Origin of the sequence: Methanosarcina mazei S-6, from assembly GCF_000970205.1 — an archaeon.
Taxonomy (GTDB): domain Archaea; phylum Halobacteriota; class Methanosarcinia; order Methanosarcinales; family Methanosarcinaceae; genus Methanosarcina; species Methanosarcina mazei.
In genome coordinates this window covers 460,983-481,435 of the sequence record NZ_CP009512.1, presented here as the reverse complement: position 1 = coordinate 481,435, position 20,453 = coordinate 460,983, and the positions used below count along the sequence as shown (strand labels likewise).

The following is a 20,453-nucleotide window of genomic DNA, read 5'->3' as shown; positions in this document are numbered from 1 at the left end:
AAAATGGATTCGCTTGAGACCTTTGTTGTCGAGTCCGCAATTGATTCGGAAACGGAGTTTTACAGAAAGATCATCGAGGACAACCTTGCGAGTCTCAAGCTTGCCCCTGCAATAGGAAGAATCAAGGTAGTACTGAGACCTGAAGATTCCCTTTTCCAGATGGCAATCATCCTGAGGGATGTAGGCACCAGGGTTACGACAATCGATATTGCCGACGTGGAAACAAAACCCGTCGCCGGCGAAGTAGTGATCTCTATTAAAAAAGAACAGTATATCCCGGAACTGCTTGTAAAACTCTGGGAACGCTACGGAAAAGCAAACATCAGTCAGCCGGACCGCTGGACAGTGACCATCAGTACGGATAAGCCTGCAGAAGAGGCTGAATTTATTAAAGAAATGCTGATTGCAGATCCCAGGCACAGGCTTCATGAAAACCTTGTGGACTTTGCAATCCGGGTAACACCAGAGGGTTTCAGGGTGCGCTACCACCTTTATAAAGGCAATCGCTTTGTATTTGTAGCATCAGAAGAAACATTAGAGCGTGAGTGGATCGAAGAAGCAGGAGCAATGCTAGACGAATTAATGGAAGGAGGGAAAAAGTAAGATGGCTGTACTCCTACCCTATCTTTATACCGGCGGAGTCCATAAGCACGGGCTTCTAATCGAGCTGATGGAAGACCTTGGAGGATACATAATTCAGAAAGTGGTTACAGGGACCGAAGTCAATCTCATAATGCTTGTGCCTGAAAAAGACGTTGATATTGTGAAAAAACTTTCTAAAGAACTGCTTGGAATACTGGTGGAAGCGCCTTTAACAGGTGTGGAAATCGCAGTTGTATCCCCAACACTTGCTTCTCATCACCTGCCCCACTCAGCCTGCGATGTAGCAGAATACCTGCGTCACCCCGGAGCCAATACGAACATGTTAGGGCTCGCACGAGGGATGGGGCGAAGGGTATCCCTTTCAATGGACTACGAAAGGAAGCTGATTAACGAGCACGATATTGCAGTTTTCACCTTTGGCTCTTTCAGTGACTGCATCACAAAAAAGAAGCCAAAACTTTTTGAAGGCATAGAGATACCCATTGTGGTGACAGGTGGGCCTTCAGATCTTAAAACGGAGGATATTCAGGGAGCAGACCTCTACGTAGGAAATATCGGAAGAGTTTCCCACAGGTTAAGAAGAACTGAGGAAGTTAATGCCCTTGAGAATCTTAACCAGGAGGTTTCAAAAATAGCGGACAGTATTCGCAAACAGCAGGCAAGAGATCCTCTGGCAGTACTTCCTGCAAGGGTGATGAAAGAGATAGAAAATCAGGTCCCGGAAATCCGTACTGTGCTCTCTCCCGCCCCGCTTACCCTTCAGCTCGATGGGGTCAGGGTAAAACTGCCGTATGACCAATTCCATGAAAAGATAGAAAAGCTGGAGTTTGATGAAGGGGTTACTCTTTCAGAGCTTGCAAATATTTCGCGATCAAAAATGAAAAATTATATATTGATAAAAATCAAATCTAAATCCGACATAGGTTTTGCAATTTGACCCGGATTCTGTTGAGCTAAAACTATCCATTTTACATTTTTACTGGGTTTGTGCCTTTTCACTTATCCTTAAAACTGTAAAACCCGACCCGGAAAATGGGTCTAGCCCGGTTTCCACGTTAATCTATGCTGGTGGTTTCATATGGAACTTGAGGATATTGTGGAAATTTTAAAAAATGATCCCCAAAAAGTCATTCCTAAGCTCCTTGATGACGTTCGGGAGCAGTATGGAGAAGTCCCCTATATTATGAATTTTATGAAAGATCTCCCTGAGATCTTCATTCCGAAAACCCTTTATGATAACTCCATCATGCGGGAGGTAAAAAATCTCGACCAGGATACCGTGGAACTTATCTCCATTGGAGTGGCTTCTGCCCTTCGCTGTGAACACTGTTTGAAGATGCATGTAAGAATAGCTAAAAGAAGAGGGATTTCAAAAGAAAAAATATTTTCTGCAATAATGATAGGGGCATCTCTGTCAAATGCTGCGGTGCTTGCAGAAAGTACAAGAGCTCTTGCTTCGGAATTTCCAGATGAGAATGGAAAAAATAAAGAAGAAAAAAACGAAGAAAAAGAGCAATGCGACGACCCTGACTGCGAGGTATGCAATATTGCCGGAGCACATATAAAGCAAACATGAATGAAAGCAGGCATGAATGAAATAAACATGTAAACCTGAAATTTAACTTTTTCAAACTGGTGGATTAAAGAACCAGTTTTCAATACTTGATTTTAAAGACATTTTCTGGTCTGTTTTATCAAAAAGTGAACCTGAGATCCAGATAGGTTTCCAGGCGAATAGATCCGCGTCAAAGTCATTATAACCATGGAACTACTTTTTGAAAAATATATTTCTAACACTGATTAACTCAAGCTGTAAACGCCAGATTAACTGTAAACATAAAAATTGCTATAAATACCAGATTAACTGTAAACATCAAACTCACGCAGGCTCGAATCAGAACCCATACTGTTTGTACAGTAGTATACCTGAAAATAGTTTAAACAAATCAATGCTGATACGGGGGCTCATCTTTATTAATCAAAAAAAAATAAATCTAATAATATTATCCTTCGTTTTATTGCTGATAGTATTTTTAATACCTGCCGTTTCCGCAGAATCCGGGGAAGTCCCGGAAAAAATTCTCGATAAACCCTGGGACCATTCCCCAATCACAGTATACATTGACGATAAGAATACCCCTTCCCGTTACAGCCCCACATATTATGAACAGGTAGAAAAAGCTCTTGAATACTGGGAAGAAGGAGGAAACGGGAACCTTAATTATACCCCTGTTTTTGAGATCGTTGATTCCGAAAATGCTGACATAAAGATAAGGTGGGTTGAAAACCTTGAGAAAGTAGAGGACGCTCCTTCAGGTGTGGCAGGCTATGCAAAGCCGAGGATATCCGGAGACCGTTTCATTGAAGTTGAAATAGTACTTGAGGTTGGGAATTATCAGGGCAGGTCATGGCGCCAGTATGGAGACTCAACCATGCTCAGCATTTCAAAGCATGAGCTTGGACATGCCCTTGGTCTCGGTCACAGCGATAACCCGAGGGATATAATGTATCCGAAATATGAAATGAGGGATAACATTAATCCCATATTGTGGAGCAGGTATGGAGGCCTGATACGTGCAGCAATTTTTTTAGCTCTTGCAGTCCTGCTCTTCCTGGGGATAAGCTGGCAGAAAAGCCGAAGAAAAAGAAAAAAACTCGAAGATGAGTATTTTAAAGAATAAAAAATCCAAAGGATAAAAAATGCAATACTCAGATTAAATAAAGAGCTTTGAAGGTTTTTTGTTCTCACGATCAAACCTTTCAAAGAAATCCCGGAAATAAGCCGGGAGCGTCTCCATACCGAGAATCTTTTCCAGCGAGACCCAGGAATATTCAATGTGCTCATAGCTCAATTTAACGTCAGCGACAACATACCCCCCATCAAACACGATAGCAATGACCTTCTTTTCAGTGAGTTCAAAGTTTACCTGCCCTGCAATATCCCCGGGAACCATTGTAATTCCGGTTTCCTCCCAGACTTCACGCGCAACCCCTTCTTTAAGAGACTCGTCCGGGTTTACCTTTCCTCCCGGAAGGTCCCACTTTCCTGCATTGGTGCGGGAATTTTCCGAGCGCCTGAGCAGCAGAAATTCCCCTTTTTCGTTCCGGATGAGAGCATATACGGAAATGATATAAGGTTTCTCCAGGTTCATGTAATATTATCTACAATTTCTCTGCCTTAAAGAATGGCTCTTTCAAGATTTTCACGGTAAAAATTACAATTAAAGCTCATTCTCAAAAAGCATTTTCAAAATTTAAGCATCAAGAAAGCCCAGAAAAGATTAAAAGATATGAAAAGGGATTTTGATATGGTTTACCGGACAGGAAAAACAGTATATATAGACCTTGGCTCGGAATCGGTTAATGCTGTAGAGACTGATGAAAAGTTAGTCCTCAATTACCTTGGGGGGAGAGGGCTCGGAGTAAAACTGCTTTCCGAACTGGCAGATGCTGATATTGATCCCCTCAGCCCGTTAAATCCACTTATTTTCACTGCAGGGCTGATCACGGGACTTGCTCCCATGTCTTCAGGTGCAGTTGTTACATCGAAATCCCCCCTCACAGGCACGGTATTCAGCTGGAACACAGGCGGAGGCTTTGGAAGGGAACTGAAAACAGCTGGAATTGATGCGCTTGTCATTACCGGAAAAGCAAAGAGGCCTTCTCTTGTGGAGGTAAAGGGCGAGAAGATAAAAGTCAGGCAGGCAGACCATTTATGGGGTAAAAATACGGGAGCATGTACCGAAGCCCTGAAAAATAAAGGAAGCGCAGCCTGTATAGGCAGGGCAGGAGAAAAGGGAGCCCTTATTTCTTCTTTTGTAATTGATTCCATTCACAGCGGCCGGGGAGGCCTGGGAGCTGTTGCAGGCTCAAAGATGTTGAAAGCGGTGATTGTAAAGGGTGAAAAAGAGATCCTGCCTGCCAGCCCTGAGAGTTTTGGGGATCTCAGGGCAAAAATGTTGAAGCTTTTTGAAGCAAACCCTGTACTTTCCAAAGGGCTTTCAAATTACGGCACTCCTGCATTTGTCAAGCTGCTGGACTATATGGACCTCATCCCGGGAAGAAACTTTTCCGAAAGAAGGACTTCTTTTGCTGACCGTTTCTCAGGTGAGTATATAAAAGCCAGTTTTAATCTCGAAAAAGAAAGCTGCCCCTCCTGCCCCCTGAGCTGTAAACGGAGAATAAAAAAAACAGGGCAAATTCTTCCTGACTACGATTCTTTATGGGCTTTCGGATTTAACCTTGAAAACCCCGACTTTAACTCCGTGCTCCTGGCAGACAGAATATGCAAAGACTACGGGCTTGACCCTGTTTCTGCGGGTTCGGTACTTGGCGCTCTGGCAGAACTCAAATCAGAAAAAATAGAGGCAAGAGAACTTGAAGGTCTGCTTGAAGAAATGGGAGAAGGAGGCAAAGCCGGGGAAGGTGCCAGAAAATATCTCTCAAGCCGGGGGAGAGAAGATATCAGCATGGATGTAAAAGGGCTTGAACTCGCAGGGTTTGACCCCAGGGGGATTAAAGGTCAGGCTCTGGCTTACGCGACTTCCTGCCACGGCGGAGATTATCTTACAGCCTTTATGGTAGGGCCGGAAGTTCTAGGAAAACCACTGATGCTGGACCGCTTCAGCCTTAAAGGAAAAGCCGGAATCCTGCAGGCATTTGAAAACATGACTGCTGTGCTTGATTCTCTTGTACTCTGCCCGTTCTCGGTTTTTGCCGTAGGCGAAGAACTCTGTTCAGCTTTATTATACGCCGGGACAGGAATAAAAATATCTCCTGCAGAACTCCTGAAGGCTGGGGAAAGGATCTGGAATCTTGAAAGAGTTTACAATATAAAAGCAGGATTCTCTCGAGAAGATGATACACTCCCGCAAAGGCTGTTCGAAACGAGTGAATGGAAAGGAATTGGAATAGATAAGCAGGAGTTTAACGCAGCTCTCCGGGAGTATTATCATTACAGGGGCTGGGACAGAGAAGGCGTGCCTCTCCAGGAAAAGCTTGAAGAACTGGAAATCGCATACTGAAAAAATTGAGAAGAATTAAGGGATTTTGGGCAAATCTTAAATTTCTAAGAAAAAATGTCCACAGAAATTAATAATAATCGCCTTTGAACTTTGAAAAGTAATATTTTACTCAAATAAATAAAACTGTCCGGTTTTTCGAGAGAAATCCTCTGAAATTATGTCTGGAAAAACGAAATCTCGCATAAGCGTTATATACTCTAGGATAATTAATCGTATTAGTCTCGACCTGTCAGGTTGCACAGGCATTCAGATAATAATTACTTCCAGCTTTTCTATACGAGCAGTTAAGTAAAGTATGGATGAAAGGGTAGACAGGCTTAAAAATTAAAAAAGCCTTCTTATACCACTTCACCGGAATTGGCGCTGAAAACTTTAGATCAAATCCGGTATGACGTTTACAGCTTATTATAAATATATAAAATGTAAGGGAGAATCACTATGAAACAGCAGGTAGAAGTAAAGGAACTTAAAGAAGGAAAATATGTAATTATTGACGATGAAGCATGTGTGATAAAAAGCATTACCAAGTCAAAACCCGGGAAACACGGAGCAGCAAAGGCAAGAGTAGAGGCAATAGGCCTTTTTGACGGCCAGAAGCGCTCCTATATCGGGTCCGTAGCAAACAAAGTTTATGTCCCGATCGTGGAAAGAAAGAGTGCACAGGTTATCTCAATCACCGGAGACATTGCCCAGCTTATGGACATGGGAGACTTTTCAACTTTTGAAATCGTGATTCCTGATGAATTAAAGGACAGAGTGAAAGAGGGTGAAGAGGTATCCTATATCACAGCCCTCGGAAAGGTCAAACTCGATATAAGGACGTAATCATTGAAAAACAGACAAACAAAAACTCAGGTTAATACAGAGCCTGAGTTCTCTTTTTTACTAATTAAACAATTTACATCAGGTATAATTTACATCAGGTAAGAGTATGTTTTTACCCAATTCCTTTATAGATGCCCTCGCAGACTACGAATCTGCACGCTACGTAATTTTTGGCGTACCCTTTGATAATACCTCTTCATACCGTGCAGGCAGCCGCTGGGCTCCGGATGCTATGAGGCAGGTTTCTGCAAATTTTGAGAGTTATAACCCGGTTTTCGACATAGACCTTGTAGACCTTCCGATATATGATGCAGGAAACCTGGAAACTTCAGCCTCGGTTGACGAGACCCTGAGAGACCTTTACGAAGAGGTAAAGGCTCTGCTGAACAACGGAAAGCTTCCTATTATGCTTGGGGGCGAGCACTCCCTGACTTATTCTACGGTCAAAGCCTGTGCGGAATTCGCAGGGGATGATTTCGGAGTCCTTATTCTTGATGCCCACTTTGACCTCAGGGAGGAGTACAGAGGGTTCAAACACAACCATGCATGTGTATCCCGGAATATTCTGGAAAATATCACGGATAATCTCGTTTCTATAGGTATAAGGAGCGGGCCCGAAGAAGAATGGATTTTTGCCAGAGAAAATAAGCTGAAATACTACACGGCAGATGATGTTGAATCCATAGGCATGGTAGAAGTCCTCAAAGAAGCGATTGAATCGCTTGACTGCAGCCAGCTCTACCTTTCCCTTGATATGGATGCAATAGATCCCGCGTATGCCCCCGGACTGGGAACACCTGAACCTTTCGGGCTGAGTGCCAGGGATGTCAGGACTGCGATAAGGACCCTTGCCCCTTACTCAATGGCTTTCGATGTTGTTGAAATTGCCCCTGAATACGACTCCGGACAGACAGCGATGCTCGGAGCAAAACTTATGAGAGAATTTATTGCCTCTCATGCAAAAAGCTGCATCAAAAAATAAAAGGATAGAATGAAAACATGAGCTATGAACTGTAAATCTACTGCAGGTAAAACGGTAAAAACAGGAAAATATTAGCTCTCAGTATCAGCTTTCAGGAAGCATTTACTGTTGAAATTCAAAATAACCGTCACTGATAGAGCAGTTTCAGCCCAATGAAGAAAATTCGGGGATGGATAAAAATATTCCATTCAAAGACTTTTCTGCTACTCAGTCCTGTTATTCAACTGCTCTATCTGACAGCTTTCGGTTCAAAAAACTGGCTCGATTATGCTCGTTTTCCCTTTTATGCACGCCAGACCGCTATGATCTTATCGATTGCTATGTGCGTGAATTTTCCATTCTTGTCAAGAGTTAGAACGTTATCTGCGCAGGCTTTAACCTTTCCGTTAAAAACGTCTGAACCCCCACAGTAAACATCCAAAACTTCGTCAAAATAGTGCTCCACTATAAAACACTGCATTTTCTGCACCTCGGTGTGTTCATTTTCGCTCCTGTGGAATAAAGGATCAGCTTCCACCCAGGTAATGGAGAATAAAAACCTGGCTGAGCAAAAAACCCGGGCTAATCCTTCAATCCATAGAATTATTCAGCGATACAGATAGCTCAAAAAAGGATTATGGATGTCCTTTTTTTCCCTGTCTGCCGCGTTATATCACCTTAAATCTGCAATTCGAAATTACTGCGGCCACATAGCTATGATTTTATCAATGGCTATATGTGTCAGTTTTCCATCATTTTCGAGGGTGAGTACATTATCTGCACATGCTTTTACGCTTCCTTTGAAAATGTCCGGCCCGCCACAGTAAACGTCTACAGCACTTTCGAGATAGTGCTCCACTATAAAAGATTGCATCATACTTTTACACTCCTGCTGATCTCCCTTTTCGGGAAACTGGTTTTGTTTATTCGGCTGTTCCTGCTTTATTGTCTGGATACAGGTTATCAAACCGATACAATAGAAACAGGTACCCTGTTAAACTAACTGCTCATTCCTTATAAGTTTATTTAAAAACTAATCTTGATTTTCCTGATGCAGAGCCTTCAAAATTAACTGGTAAATCTAGCTTAAGTGAGAAAATCCCATATCATTGATAGACAGCGATTTTACAGGAAATAAAGCAAGAAATATATACATTTTACTTCAGGTTTATTTGCGTAAAGGAGAAAAGGAAAGCTAAGTTTATCTGAAAAAAATATGAGGAGGTTGCTTTTATAAAAAAATCGGAAAAAATACAGAAAAAAAACGGAATAAAAGATTTTTTACCGATTCCGAGAAAAAGTAAAAAAAAGTAAAAAAAAGTAAAAAAAAGTGAAAAAAAGTAAAAAAAAGTAAAAAAAAGTAAGAAAAAACATATCAAGAGCAGTCTTACTTCCCTTTTTCCTCATAGAGAAAGATGTCTTCGATATTTGCGTTAAAAAGCCGGGCAAGCTTGAAAGCAAGGTCGAGGGAAGGGTCATACTTACCTTTCTCAATGGCATGTATTGTCTGCCTTGTGACCCCAACCCTGTCAGCAAGGTTTTCCTGGGTAAGATCGTGCATTGCCCTGTAAACTTTAATTTTGTTTTTCATATCAGCCACCGTATTCCCTGTTATAATACATATAAAACAGGGAGTAAAGCACAAGAACTCCGCAGCCTGCATAAGCCATGAAGAACCCCAGATCCACGTATCCCGGATAAGTATCTCTCATGGCTATGAGGGCTGCACCTCCAAGGGCAAAGCCCAGTGCAACTATCTGGAGAGTAATGCGGGAAGCTTTCTGGCTCACCTGATAGATCCTTTCATCTTCGACCACGCCTTCCAGCCTGCTTTTCAGAATATACATAACAGCCATGCCTGCAAGCACGACTCCTACAGCTAGCACAGGATTTCCTATAGATGCCGAGAAACCTACCACAGCTCCAATCATCATCACAATCAGGAGAGAAACTATCCGGAATTGCTTTCGCTTCATCTGAAACCACCTTGTTTTCCATTTACAGTTTTAATTAGTAGAGTTATTATTTAGTCTAAAAATTAAGTAAAGCTTTAAAGACAAATAGCAAAATTAAATTAACATAATGTAAAGAAAACATTACATTATGTAAAATAGCTAAGGTATTATTTAAAGATATCTGAAAGAAACAAAAAACAAAATGTTGAAAAATCCCTGCAAATTGATTTTGAAAAAGTATTGAAGATATTCTCTGGAAAGAGTGCCTGTAGCTCGAGCAATTGACAGAATGACTATTTTTAGAGACCAGATAATCTTAACATGCCAGAAATCAAAGTCAAAATTAAAAAATATAACAGTAGAAATTGGATACAACAGTTGAAATTTCAAAAGCTCGAGGATGTAATCGTGGATATAAATACCATGTCAGCAACACGCCAATTATTAAAAATATATATAAAGTAAGGCAGGTATTTCATTTTCATTCTGGGAATATTTCCCGGAGGAATAAGCCTTAAAGTTTGAAAACATCAGTCAGAAACCAGAACGAACTGTTAGAAGAATTCAAATAAGAAGAGAATATTATAAACATTATGGAGGATAAATTTTTAAAATATGTTGAGATTATATTTTGCATCACTCTCTTCATACTTTTTCTAATTTCCAGTTTCAATACACCTTCATGAACTAATTGAGTAGACAATGACATCAATGACATAATTTATTTTTGCGTTTTCCGGGGAGCGAAATAGATGGAAGACTATTTGCTGGCAAATGTTGATGTGATTCTCGGCTTTGCAGTCGTAATTCTTACTATATTTTATAGATTTGAATTCCCTCCGATACTGGGCTTTCTTGTAACCGGGATGCTAATAGGGCCTTACGGTCTTGGAATCCTGAGCGGAGGGGAGATAGACATGACTTCCGAACTCGGAGTAGTCTTTCTGTTATTTACGATAGGAGTAGACCTCTCCTTAAATGACCTCTGGAAAATGAAAAAAGCCATAATGGGCGGAGGAGTTCTTCAGATCCTTTTTACAACAACTCTAGCTTTTATTATATGCACATGGATTGGATTCAGTTCTTCCACATCAATTTTTATAGGGCTCCTGATTTCACTTAGCAGTACCGCAATAGTACTCAAAGTTTTTCAGGACAAAAACGAGGTTGATACCCCACACGGAAAAACTTCACTCGCAATTCTGATCTTTCAGGACCTTGCCATAGTCCCTCTTATTCTTATAACTCCAATACTTGCAGGAAGTTCCATAAGTTTTGATGGAGCTTTTTCCAATATTTTCTTTAAAGGCTCACTGATCATCTTTGTTTTTATCCTGAGCTCCAGATTTCTGGTCCCCTGGATATTTTACTGTGTAGGCAGGACAGGCAGCAAACAGTTATTCCTTGTCAGTGTTGTTTTTATATGCTTATCCGCAGCAGTCTTTACATCAAGCATTGGCCTCTCTTTAGCCCTTGGAGCTTTTTTAGCCGGGATAGTCATCTCAGGGTCCCAGTACAGCCACCAGGCGATGGGAAATATCCTGCCTTTGAAAGATATGTTCATGAGCTTTTTCTTTGTGTCCATAGGTATGCTTCTTAACATCAGCTACCTGCTTGATCATCTCCCTCTCCTGGCTCTTGCTGCAGTCGCCCTTATTATTATAAAATCAATTGCAGGAATGCTTATCACCATTATTCTTGGATATCCTCTACGTACAACTATAATTACAGGGCTTGCACTTTCACAGGTGGGAGAGTTCTCATTTGTTCTTTCCAAACTGGGGCTGGAGTATTCCCTCCTGTCGAAGGAGACTTACCAGGCATTTCTGGCAGTTTCAATCATTACCATGGGAGTTACACCCTTTTTGATCAATGCCTCTTACAGGCCTGCTGAGTTCTTTGTCAAAAAGGCTTCAGACTCTGTATATGGCATGAAGCTCGTACGTGGCTTTTGCTCAGGTTCCTTTGAATGGAAAGAATGCGTTGAACCTGAGATAAAAGATCATCTTATAATGGTAGGTTTTGGATTTTCCGGAAAAACGATTTCAAAAGCTGCAAAAGCTGCAGGTATTCCATACATCATCCTGGAAACAAACCCCGATATTGTTAAGCAGGAAAAAACAAAGGGTGAAAGAATACAGTACGGAGATGCAACATTCGGGGCTGTCCAGGAACATGCAGGAATCAGGAACGCAAGAGTGCTCATAACCGGAATATCCGATTCGGTTGCCACAAGAAAAATTGTAGAGAAGGCAAAAGAGTTGAATCCAAATATCTATGTAATTGCAAAGGTTCGGAACCTGCAGGAAATGAAGCACCTCCATCACCTGGGTGCGGATGAAATTATCCCTGAAGAATACGAAACCTCAGTAGAAATATTTGTCCGCCTTCTCGAAAAGTATCTTGTGCCGAGGGAAAATATTGAAAAGATGATAAATGACTTGAGAGCTAACGGTTACAGAAGATTGAGAAAACTGTCAGTCGATCAGGATACAGATAATGAATTCAGCATAAAGGATGAGCTTCCGGGTGTTGAGATCCAGGTTCTTAAAGTGGGGAAAGGGTCAGGTTTTGACGGAAAAACCCTTGCAGAGATGGAATTCAGGAAAAAGCACGGAGTAACAGTACTTTCTGTCCGCAGGGGCTCGGAAATGATTCACACTCCTGAAGGCGATTTCCTTCTCAAAGCAAAAGATGCCTGCGTTCTTCTGGGAAAGCCTGAAAGCCTGCTCAATGTGAGAAAGTTGTTTGAAAGCATCACCGGAGAAGTAAGACCTTCTTTTCAATCCGGGAGTAAAATTGAGCTGATCCCAAAACCGGATTCATTCCCACATAACTAAAAGTTCAGAATTACTTAAATATTCAGGAATACAGACAGGCATTTTAAATTCGAGGTTAAGAGAAGTGGACTTAAATTCTGGGACCAGCAACTATTATTGAAAGCCTGCAGGAGTAATTCTGAAGGGGTAATTCTGAAATAATGAGAGGCAAATGAAAACTATTTTTCTTTATATTACAATAAACATCTGATGTCAGAAAGATATCCACATTACCCCTAATGCCTACTTATGAACCGGAACTTTTCTGTGATCTGTCCTGCATTTCACAGAAGTAACGGGTAATGCCAAACACTTTCTCCAGAGGGACTATAAATCCTACACCTGTTCCGGGCTCATCGAGTTTTACCGCCTCAGTAATGGATTTCAGGATATTGTCTGCTATACATGATTCGGTTATGGTAAGAACGATTTCCTTTTCAGGTTCTATCATCAGACCAAGAATACTCTTATTTTCGTGTATACCTGTGCCGCGCCCGTATAAGATTGTCCCACCCTGAGCACCAGCTTTTCTGGAAGCTTTGACCACTTCATCCCCCCATCCTTTTTTCACTATAGTTACGACCAGTAGAAAATCTCCTTCACTCGACATTATTTATACCTCCTTTAAATCGTATATAAACACCCAGCAGCATAACAAAGATAATAGGCGCAAGAGCGATCATTGCGATCAGGCCGAAACCGTCTACAAGGGGATTTCCGCCTTCCTGCGCCGAGGCTACGCCAACTGCCATTGACATGAGAAATGTCACAGCCATAGGGCCTGTTGCAACTCCACCAGAGTCAAATGCAATAGCTATGAAGTCCTTGTCGCATAACCATAACAGAACAAGGACAAGTAAGTATCCTGGAACTATTATATAAAGGAAAGGAATCCCGTAAACCAGTTTTGCCATTGCGATGGATACAAATACCGCAACTCCGGAAGAAAGCGTATAGAGCATGAGCTTCGAGCTGATATAACCGCTGGAAGATTCCTCAATTTGATAGCATAATACCCTTACAGCAGGTTCTGCGAAGGTGGCAAGAAACCCGAGAACAAAACCTATCGGGATTAACAGGCTCTTTTTATCAGAGCCACCAAAAAATTCACCTATTTCCGTTCCTATCGGGAAAAAGCCATTATAAACTCCGTATAGAAACAGGATCATTCCAATTGCAGTAAAAAAGATTCCTGTAAAGAGCTTAACCAGCTGTGATCTGGGGAGCTTCAGGTACAGGCGCTGGAATACGATAAAAAATATCACAAGAGGGATAAGTGCCTGACTTACTTCGACAACTACAGACAGTATCCCTTCTGTACTTCCACTCATGAAGACAGTACCCCCAGTAGCATCAGGCTGAGTATGGGACCTATAGAGGCAAAACCAATGAGCCCAAACCCTTCAGAAAGCTGGGATCTTTCCTGCAGTACCGAAGCTGTCCCGATCCCCAGTGCCATAATTACAGGCACGGTCATTGGTCCGGTGGTCACACCTCCCGCATCAAAAGAAATAGCACGGAACTCCGCCGGTGTGATAAAGGACAGAAAGATTATGAGAAGGTAGCTTATTGCAAAAAGATATTTTATAGGGATTCCGTAAATTATCCTGAGGATGGAAACGGTCACAAAAAACCCTACTCCAACACCTATTGATACTATCAGTATATTTCTGTCTATGCTGTCTTTTGAGACTGAATCGATCATGCTGCTCAGGACTCTTACATCGGGTTCCGCAACAGTTGTCAGAAAAGAGAGAAAAAATGCTGCAACTGCAATAAATATCAGTGATCCGTGCTTTGGCAAATTAGACCCTATCGCTTCACCCATTGGCAGCATGCCCAGTTTGACCCCCATAAGAAAAAAAGTCATTCCTGCTATGACCATTATTGTCCCGGTCAGGAAGGACGCCAGATGTCCCAGGTTCGAGCCGAGAAATACCAGCATGATCACTATCACCGCCAGTGTTAGAGGCAATACCGCCTGAATAACTTCAAGAAAAGTCTCTTTAAAATCTCTCATCATAAGAATTTTCCACCAGATAAATAATGAAAGGTAGCCATAAACGTGAAAAGCGGAAATATTCAAAAATATTTAATTAACGAGACTGAATTGGAATCTAAATTGCCGCTAATAGTCATCGAAATTTCAGTTTGCAGGTCTGAAGCTACGCAAGATTAAGTATTAAGTATTGTTAAATGTAAGCACTAATAAGCGTGTAAGTATTAATAAATTTACATAATAATATAAGTAAATATTCATGTATTCGTATTCGCGTATCCTGACTTCCGGCGTTATCCCTGAAATTGTTTATTTTCAACCTTACCTGAAAAATACCGGGATAAAGAAACTTTATCCCACCTGATCTTCAAAAAGCTTTTTAACTTCATCAAGCTTTTCAGGAGGGCTGATCACAAGCAGGATATCGCTTGAATGGATTTTGGTCTCTGCTTGCAGCTCGGAGATAAGTTTATGATTTCTGGAAATTGCAAGTATAGAGACTCCATATTTTTTCCTGACGTTGAGATCTCCAATGGTCATTCCTGCCGCCCTGGAAAGTTCCCCAACCCTGATACTCCTTATTTCCACATCTGCAAAATCGAGAGCCAGGTCGCAGAACTTTTTCCGGGGAATGTCAGGACTGCGAAGCATCCTGTAATGGTCGGAGCGTAAGGTTGAGCCCAGAGAATCGATTTCACTTGAAGGAACCAGATACCTGTGGAGCACTCTTGTGAAAATTTCTATTGAGCTTTCAAACTCATCCGAAATAACTTCATCGGCTCCGGCGATATGAAATTTATCCAGCTCGCTCAGGAAATGTGTCCTGGCAATAATATGGACTTCAGGGTTTAGCCGCCTAGCAGCTTCAATAACTCTTCTGGCACTTACCGGATCCCCTGCGGTCACAACGACCGATTTCGCAGCCCGGATACCTGCATGTTCCAGAACAGCTTTCTGGGCAGCGTCTCCATAAAGGATATGTTCTCCTTTCTGTTTCTCCTGCCTGACGGTTTCGGGATTGATCTCGATTATCCGGTAGGGGATAGAAGATGACTTTGCAGCTGCTGCGACATTTCTCCCATTTATTCCGAAACCTATTACAATCACATGATTTTCAGGTGCATCTTGAGGTACGTGCTCCTTAAAATGCCTGTACCACCCGGTTTTTACTATTGAAGGTAAGGGGAGAGACTCGGCAAATGATGTAGTCCGATACCCCATGCTCATTATGAAAGGAGTGAGTACCATGGAAATTACGGCGATATCTAGAAACTCCTGATAAATTTCAGTAGTTATCAGCCCGCTCGTAAAGCCTACCTTCGCAAGAATCAGTGAAAATTCCCCAACCTGAGAGAGGGAGAAACCGACCAGGATCATGGTGTGCAAAGGAAAACCTATAAGGAAAGTGCTAAGGGAATTCGCTGCAGCTTTCAAAATAAGCACTCCAAGAGTTGCAGCCAGTATTAAGGGTAAATGTTCTCTTAATACACCCAGATCAAGAAGCATCCCCATTGAAATGAAAAAAATGCTCATAAACATATCCCTGAAAGGAATTAAGTTCCCAAGAGCCTGGATCGAATATTCGGACTCTGAAATGATCAGACCGGCAAGAAAAGCTCCAAGAGCCAGAGAAAGACCGACCATGGAAGTCAGCCAGGCAACCGCGAGTCCGATTGCCACAACACTCAGGAGAAACAGTTCGCTATTACGCGTCTTTGCTACCTGGAACATAATAAAAGGGACTGCATATCTGGCGCTGAATATAGTAAACAGTATGAGCCCAAATCCCTGCATGATAAGTTCTAAGAAAGATTTTTCCGTTCCCTGAGTTCCCGCAAGGAGAGGAATCAGGAGAATTATCATTACTGCAGCTACGTCCTGGAAGATCAATATCCCCAGGGAAGTCCGCCCGTGAAGACTGTAAATTTCCCCTTTTTCCTGCAAGATTTTAAGGACTATTGCCGTACTGCTCAATGCCACCAGGAGTCCGAGGAAAATTGCAGTTTCTCTGGAAATTCCAAGAATGAGGAAAATAAAAGCGGCAGCAAGAGTAGTTATAAAAAGCTGCAACCCTCCTCCAAAGATGACTATTCTGCGAAGCTGCAGGAGTTCACGCAGGGAAAATTCCATCCCGATAGTAAAGAGCAGCAATATGACTCCTATCTCAGCCAGCATTTCAATATTGCCCAGATCTTGGACCAAGCCCAAACCAAAAGGCCCCGCAAGGATGCCAACAAGCAAAAAACCCACCAGCGGAGCTATTTTCAGCTTTGAGAAGGTGAAAACTACGGGAATAGAAAGCCCGAAAATAATGAGTAAGTCGGTTAAAAGATCTGTTGCCATTAATATATATTTAAATTTCAAATGATATAAATTTCATCATATTATCTATTATCGAAACATTGAAAATCTGTAACCGAAAAAAATGAAAAAACAATAATGAGGGACCAGTAATGAAAAAAGAGTGATGAAAAATCAATAATGAAAAATTTAATGGCGAAAAAATAATATTTTAAGAAACTGACGACAAAAAATTAATATTTTTAACCATTAATCGTCCTTCATGCAGATAGAAAATATTGGACATTATTTGAGTTGATCTCAAAAATCATTCAGTGTCATTATATATAATTTAATGTTTAATTTTAAAATTCAAGTTTTAATTTTAGAATTCAAGTTTTAATTTATAATTCAAATTTTAATTATAGAATTCAGAACTTAATAGGTTATTAACGGAGCGAACTTTAAAGGGATAAAAGTTTAACCCTGAGAAAAGCTCATTTTAAAATCTATATAAAGTTTTTTTCAGGATGGAAGAAGAAGAATAGTTTTTCTATATAGAAATTATCTATTCTGGAAGCTTTAAAAGGTTATTAAAAGAATTAAACTCTTTTTTTTCAGGCTTGCAATATTCAGGAATGATTAAATAAGGAATAATCTGGATCCTGCTACATTATAAAAGAATAAAGAGATAAAACAGGTTTGAAAGAGAAAAAACTGAATATAAAAGGAGCTTTTTTGGAGCTTTTCATAAAAATATAAGGATTATTACAGCTCATTTCGATAAAAAAGTATTTAATAGATGTGTTTAATCTTAAAATTAATCAATTATAGACGCATTTTCTTTAAATAAGCTGGGAAAGACAGGATTTAGTTCATAGGACATATTTAAATTTTTCACGTATTATAGATATTTTATGTTCTGGACATCTGTCCCTTAATTTTTCTCCCAGCAGTCACGAGGTTTAAACGTGAAATCCAGGATAAAAGACTGTTTTAATGCATCCGAAGAAGAATTTTCAGACTGGAAATGGCAGTATAGAAATAGAATTACCACCGTTGAAGAACTCGAAAAACTGATTCTGCTTTCGGACACGGAAAAGAGAGACATAAAGAAAGCGCTTGAGGTTTTTCCAATGGCTATTTCCCCTTATTATGCCTCACTTATCGACCCTGACGACCCGGAATGTCCTGTAAGACTGCAGGCTGTGCCACAGTCAGCAGAGCTTCAAAAATCGTCCTGGGAACTTGAAGACCCTCTCTGTGAGGACCAGGACTCACCATCTGAAGAGAGCTGTATAACCCACAGGTACCCGGATAGGGTTCTTTTCCTAATCTCAAACCGCTGTGGGATGTACTGCAGGCACTGCACTCGCAAGCGCAGGGTCGGCAACAGAGAGCATGACTATTCTGAAAAAGCAATCCGGGAAGGAATCGAGTACATCCGGATGCACCATGAAGTAAGGGATGTGCTTCTTTCAGGAGGAGATGCCCTGCTGGTATCTGATGAAAGGCTGGACTGGCTTTTAGGTGAACTCTTCAGCATTCCTCACGTAGAGATAGTAAGGTTAGGTACAAGAGCACCTGTGACCCTGCCCCAGCGCATAACCCCGGAACTGTGCGAAATCCTTGGAAAATATCCGTCGGTCTGGCTCAATACTCATTTTAACCACCCAAAAGAGATCACTCCTGAAGCTAAAAAGGCAATGAATATGCTCGCCTGTGCTGGAATTCCACTTGGCAACCAGTCCGTACTCCTCAGAAGAGTAAATGACTGTCCGGTGATAATCAAAAACCTCTGTCACGAACTCCTGAAGATAAAGACCAGACCTTATTACCTCTATCAGTGTGACCTCTCTTTCGGGCTGGAACATTTCAGAACCTCAGTTGCAAGGGGCATAGAAATAATAGAGATGCTAAGAGGGCACACATCAGGGCTTGCAGTCCCTACTTTTGTGGTCGACGCTCCGGGAGGGGGAGGAAAAATTCCTGTCGGGCCCAATTACCTGATCTCAAGCTCGGATACAGGAGTTACTCTCAGAAACTACGAAGGGGTAATCTGCGTATATCCGGAACCTGCAGAGTACTCCTCAAAGTGCCAGCAAAAATGTACTATCTGTGATAAGCACCCAGGGCTTAAAAGTGATACAGGGCTTGCCAGGCTTTATGATGAGGAAAATGATGTTATCGCCCTTGAGCCGGAAGGACTTGAAAGAAAACAGCGTTTCTGAAAGGAAAAAATTCCGGAAAAACAGGTTATCTAAAATTAAAAAATGTATTTAAACTGAGGAGGGCCAGCCACGGAAAAAAACGTCTCCTTAACGCTCGAGATCAAAGAAGAACTTCCCGGGTACTGGATAAATGCAGAGTTAAAGGAATCCGAAGTAAAAAGAGCCGAACTTATAATTGATTATTATAACAGAAGAATAAAAGTCATGGACTTTATCGGACGTTTTGAGGAGATTGCAGGAGCCCTCAAAGCTCTGGCAGGAACCGAAAAAATGGGAAAAATAATCGTATATACCCCTCCGGAAAAAAAGGACGAACCAGAAACCTGCGGCTATATGGAAGAAGGTATTATCAGGAGATATTATGCAGGAAAGGACTGCCACATTTATTCAAACTACCCTGAAAGCTCCAGGGAAATATCCTTCCATAAAGAAAAAGAAGACCGGATTATCAAAAATTGCCTTAGAAAAGATAGAGGGACCGGAAAAAACCAGAAAAAAAAGAAAATTTCACGGAAAAAAGATAACTGGAAAAAACGAAAAGAGAAAAGCCGGCTTCCGGAAGGGTATACGCTAAGACCTGCAGTTCAGGCTGATGCCTCTGCAATGGCAAGCCTGTACAGCCAGGGATTTGAACTATATCCCACTCCCCTGCATATGGAAAACTACATTCTCGAAACAATGCACTCAAATGTACTTTATTTCCTTGTGGAAAAATACGGAAAAATTGTAAGCCTTGCCTCAGCAGAAATGGACCCAAAAAACAGAAATGCTGAAATAACCGACTGCCTGACAATCCCTTCAGAAAGAGGGAAAGGGCATATGAAAGAGCTTATCAGAGCTCTGGAGAAAGAACTTTCAGAAAGAAGCTTCCTGATTTCCTATACCCTTTGCAGAGCTTCAGCCCCCGGAATTAATGCAGCCTTTTCTTCCCTTGGCTATGCCTTTACAGGCAGGCTTGTGAACAACTGCAGGATAGGAAACGGATTTGAGGATATGAACATCTGGTGCAGGATGTTATGAATCCTCTCCAGAAAACCAGGATTAAGGAAGTTTGTTGATATGCTGCAGGAGCTGCTCTACAGTTTTTCCTGCAGCTTCTTCAGCCAGGTGTTTCCTGTAAGCTTTTAAAGAGATAATCCCTTTTGTGGAGTCCTGCACTACAATTTTCCCATCCATCAACATTTTCCCTTTGCCAGAACCGTCATTTACAAAGATAACAGACTCGTTTCCATTTTTGAATTGTTCGAAATATTTTGTATCTTCACCTGTGGAGGTATAAAAGAATGCTAAATTGAGGTTTGAAGAAGCGTAAACAGGAGTATACAGCCATTTATCTCTGCTGACATTCACCAGGAGAGCCTGAGAACCATATTTTTCCTCAATGGAGTTTATAGCTATAACTTCCATACCTTCTGCTTCAAGGTCTTCCTTAAGCTTCTCTTTCAAATTTACTGAAAGCGCATCCTCTCCTTCAGTATAGAGGTAAATCCTGCCAGAAGAGTTGAGTTCAGGGCTGCCTGAAGAATAAGCACTTAATCCAGAGTTTACATGGGTCTCGCTCTGTGATATTTTGAAGTCCAGGGCATAGAAAGCGGAAAGAAGAAGTGCAAAGACAAAAAAGACCAGAAGTATTTTCTTTATTTTCGGATTTTCAGACATACTTTAAAAATTCATTTTAGATATTAAAAAGGAATGGGTTAAAAAGCAGGTAAAAATTGGATAAAAATTCAGGTAAGCCTCCGGAAAAATCTCGAAG

At 41.3% G+C, this 20,453-nt stretch carries 20 protein-coding genes; 10 read left to right on the top strand and 10 right to left on the bottom strand.

What is annotated here, in order from left to right; all coding sequences use genetic code 11:
• Positions 1-3 precede the first annotated feature (3 nt).
• The 4 genes from MSMAS_RS02055 (at position 4) to MSMAS_RS02040 (ending at position 3,284) form a co-directional block, all read left to right on the top strand.
• The gene (locus MSMAS_RS02055) at positions 4-603 is read left to right on the top strand and encodes a methanogenesis marker 17 protein (protein ID WP_011032866.1); all 600 of its coding nucleotides are present in this window, start codon (positions 4-6) and stop codon (positions 601-603) included.
• A gap of 1 nt (position 604) precedes the next feature.
• Positions 605-1,540 (top strand): methanogenesis marker 7 protein, encoded by a 936-nt coding sequence (locus MSMAS_RS02050; protein ID WP_011032867.1) that lies wholly within the window; start codon positions 605-607, stop codon positions 1,538-1,540.
• A gap of 141 nt (positions 1,541-1,681) precedes the next feature.
• On the top strand, positions 1,682-2,179 hold the full coding sequence (locus MSMAS_RS02045; protein ID WP_011032868.1) for a carboxymuconolactone decarboxylase family protein: 498 nt from the start codon (positions 1,682-1,684) through the stop codon (positions 2,177-2,179).
• A 442-nt stretch (positions 2,180-2,621) separates the two neighbouring features.
• Complete coding sequence (locus MSMAS_RS02040; RefSeq protein ID WP_011032869.1) at positions 2,622-3,284, top strand: matrixin family metalloprotease; 663 nt, start codon at positions 2,622-2,624, stop codon at positions 3,282-3,284.
• Between the two features lie 33 nt (positions 3,285-3,317).
• Here the strand turns inward: MSMAS_RS02040 and MSMAS_RS02035 are convergent, their stop codons facing one another.
• Positions 3,318-3,755 carry an NUDIX hydrolase gene (locus MSMAS_RS02035; RefSeq protein ID WP_011032870.1) on the bottom strand — a complete coding sequence of 146 codons (438 nt, stop codon included), beginning with the start codon at positions 3,753-3,755 and terminating at the stop codon, positions 3,318-3,320.
• 156 nt (positions 3,756-3,911) lie between these two features.
• Here MSMAS_RS02035 and MSMAS_RS02030 point away from each other — a divergent pair, with 156 nt between their 5' ends.
• The 3 genes from MSMAS_RS02030 to speB all read left to right on the top strand — a co-directional run bounded on the left by MSMAS_RS02030 (position 3,912) and on the right by speB (position 7,434).
• A complete protein-coding gene (locus MSMAS_RS02030; protein WP_226987691.1) occupies positions 3,912-5,627 on the top strand; it encodes an aldehyde ferredoxin oxidoreductase family protein in 1,716 nt (571 codons plus the stop codon).
• A 438-nt stretch (positions 5,628-6,065) separates the two neighbouring features.
• Positions 6,066-6,452 (top strand): translation initiation factor IF-5A, encoded by a 387-nt coding sequence (locus MSMAS_RS02025; protein WP_011032872.1) that lies wholly within the window; start codon positions 6,066-6,068, stop codon positions 6,450-6,452.
• A gap of 106 nt (positions 6,453-6,558) precedes the next feature.
• On the top strand, positions 6,559-7,434 hold the full coding sequence (gene speB / locus MSMAS_RS02020; protein ID WP_011032873.1) for an agmatinase: 876 nt from the start codon (positions 6,559-6,561) through the stop codon (positions 7,432-7,434).
• A gap of 283 nt (positions 7,435-7,717) precedes the next feature.
• Here speB and MSMAS_RS19140 read toward each other — a convergent pair whose 3' ends face one another.
• From MSMAS_RS19140 to MSMAS_RS02000, 4 genes are all read right to left on the bottom strand, one after another.
• Positions 7,718-7,894: an MM0924 family protein gene (locus tag MSMAS_RS19140; protein ID WP_011032874.1), complete on the bottom strand. Its 177-nt coding sequence runs from the start codon at positions 7,892-7,894 to the stop codon at positions 7,718-7,720.
• A 216-nt stretch (positions 7,895-8,110) separates the two neighbouring features.
• Entirely contained in the window at positions 8,111-8,290 is a 180-nt protein-coding gene (locus MSMAS_RS02010; RefSeq protein ID WP_011032875.1) for an MM0924 family protein, read from the bottom strand.
• A 510-nt stretch (positions 8,291-8,800) separates the two neighbouring features.
• Positions 8,801-9,004 carry a helix-turn-helix transcriptional regulator gene (locus MSMAS_RS02005; RefSeq protein WP_011032877.1) on the bottom strand — a complete coding sequence of 68 codons (204 nt, stop codon included), beginning with the start codon at positions 9,002-9,004 and terminating at the stop codon, positions 8,801-8,803.
• Position 9,005: 1 nt separating this feature from the next.
• Positions 9,006-9,389: a DUF2178 domain-containing protein gene (locus MSMAS_RS02000; protein ID WP_011032878.1), complete on the bottom strand. Its 384-nt coding sequence runs from the start codon at positions 9,387-9,389 to the stop codon at positions 9,006-9,008.
• Positions 9,390-10,120: 731 nt separating this feature from the next.
• Here MSMAS_RS02000 and MSMAS_RS01995 point away from each other — a divergent pair.
• Positions 10,121-12,208 (top strand): monovalent cation:proton antiporter family protein, encoded by a 2,088-nt coding sequence (locus tag MSMAS_RS01995; protein WP_011032879.1) that lies wholly within the window; start codon positions 10,121-10,123, stop codon positions 12,206-12,208.
• Positions 12,209-12,434: 226 nt separating this feature from the next.
• Here the strand turns inward: MSMAS_RS01995 and MSMAS_RS01990 are convergent, their stop codons facing one another.
• The 4 genes from MSMAS_RS01990 to MSMAS_RS01975 form a co-directional block, all read right to left on the bottom strand.
• Positions 12,435-12,797: a P-II family nitrogen regulator gene (locus MSMAS_RS01990; RefSeq protein ID WP_011032880.1), complete on the bottom strand. Its 363-nt coding sequence runs from the start codon at positions 12,795-12,797 to the stop codon at positions 12,435-12,437.
• Positions 12,787-13,518 carry a DUF1538 domain-containing protein gene (locus MSMAS_RS01985; protein WP_011032881.1) on the bottom strand — a complete coding sequence of 244 codons (732 nt, stop codon included), beginning with the start codon at positions 13,516-13,518 and terminating at the stop codon, positions 12,787-12,789. Before MSMAS_RS01985 ends, MSMAS_RS01990 begins: the two co-directional genes overlap by 11 nt.
• Entirely contained in the window at positions 13,515-14,210 is a 696-nt protein-coding gene (locus tag MSMAS_RS01980; protein WP_048039660.1) for a DUF1538 domain-containing protein, read from the bottom strand. Before MSMAS_RS01980 ends, MSMAS_RS01985 begins: the two co-directional genes overlap by 4 nt.
• 327 nt (positions 14,211-14,537) lie before the next feature.
• Entirely contained in the window at positions 14,538-16,529 is a 1,992-nt protein-coding gene (locus tag MSMAS_RS01975) for a monovalent cation:proton antiporter family protein (RefSeq protein WP_048039659.1), read from the bottom strand.
• 908 nt (positions 16,530-17,437) lie between these two features.
• Between MSMAS_RS01975 and kamA the strand changes: the two genes are divergently transcribed.
• Entirely contained in the window at positions 17,438-18,697 is a 1,260-nt protein-coding gene (gene kamA / locus MSMAS_RS01970; RefSeq protein ID WP_011032884.1) for a lysine 2,3-aminomutase, read from the top strand.
• A gap of 99 nt (positions 18,698-18,796) precedes the next feature.
• Positions 18,797-19,717: a putative beta-lysine N-acetyltransferase gene (gene ablB, locus MSMAS_RS01965; RefSeq protein WP_080503028.1), complete on the top strand. Its 921-nt coding sequence runs from the start codon at positions 18,797-18,799 to the stop codon at positions 19,715-19,717.
• Between the two features lie 21 nt (positions 19,718-19,738).
• Here the strand turns inward: ablB and MSMAS_RS01960 are convergent, their stop codons facing one another.
• Positions 19,739-20,356 (bottom strand): hypothetical protein, encoded by a 618-nt coding sequence (locus MSMAS_RS01960; protein WP_011032886.1) that lies wholly within the window; start codon positions 20,354-20,356, stop codon positions 19,739-19,741.
• Between the last annotated feature and the right edge of the window lie 97 nt (positions 20,357-20,453).

Coding starts and splice junctions, on each gene's coding strand:
- MSMAS_RS02055 (WP_011032866.1), top strand. CDS start 4: ATGGATTCGCTTGAGACCTTTGTTGTCGAGTCCGCAATTGATTCGGAA.
- MSMAS_RS02050 (WP_011032867.1), top strand. CDS start 605: ATGGCTGTACTCCTACCCTATCTTTATACCGGCGGAGTCCATAAGCAC.
- MSMAS_RS02045 (WP_011032868.1), top strand. CDS start 1,682: ATGGAACTTGAGGATATTGTGGAAATTTTAAAAAATGATCCCCAAAAA.
- MSMAS_RS02035 (WP_011032870.1), bottom strand. CDS start 3,755: ATGAACCTGGAGAAACCTTATATCATTTCCGTATATGCTCTCATCCGG.
- MSMAS_RS02030 (WP_226987691.1), top strand. CDS start 3,912: ATGGTTTACCGGACAGGAAAAACAGTATATATAGACCTTGGCTCGGAA.
- MSMAS_RS02025 (WP_011032872.1), top strand. CDS start 6,066: ATGAAACAGCAGGTAGAAGTAAAGGAACTTAAAGAAGGAAAATATGTA.
- speB (WP_011032873.1), top strand. CDS start 6,559: ATGTTTTTACCCAATTCCTTTATAGATGCCCTCGCAGACTACGAATCT.
- MSMAS_RS19140 (WP_011032874.1), bottom strand. CDS start 7,894: ATGCAGTGTTTTATAGTGGAGCACTATTTTGACGAAGTTTTGGATGTT.
- MSMAS_RS02010 (WP_011032875.1), bottom strand. CDS start 8,290: ATGATGCAATCTTTTATAGTGGAGCACTATCTCGAAAGTGCTGTAGAC.
- MSMAS_RS02005 (WP_011032877.1), bottom strand. CDS start 9,004: ATGAAAAACAAAATTAAAGTTTACAGGGCAATGCACGATCTTACCCAG.
- MSMAS_RS02000 (WP_011032878.1), bottom strand. CDS start 9,389: ATGAAGCGAAAGCAATTCCGGATAGTTTCTCTCCTGATTGTGATGATG.
- MSMAS_RS01995 (WP_011032879.1), top strand. CDS start 10,121: ATGGAAGACTATTTGCTGGCAAATGTTGATGTGATTCTCGGCTTTGCA.
- MSMAS_RS01990 (WP_011032880.1), bottom strand. CDS start 12,797: ATGTCGAGTGAAGGAGATTTTCTACTGGTCGTAACTATAGTGAAAAAA.
- MSMAS_RS01985 (WP_011032881.1), bottom strand. CDS start 13,518: ATGAGTGGAAGTACAGAAGGGATACTGTCTGTAGTTGTCGAAGTAAGT.
- MSMAS_RS01980 (WP_048039660.1), bottom strand. CDS start 14,210: ATGATGAGAGATTTTAAAGAGACTTTTCTTGAAGTTATTCAGGCGGTA.
- MSMAS_RS01975 (WP_048039659.1), bottom strand. CDS start 16,529: ATGGCAACAGATCTTTTAACCGACTTACTCATTATTTTCGGGCTTTCT.
- MSMAS_RS01960 (WP_011032886.1), bottom strand. CDS start 20,356: ATGTCTGAAAATCCGAAAATAAAGAAAATACTTCTGGTCTTTTTTGTC.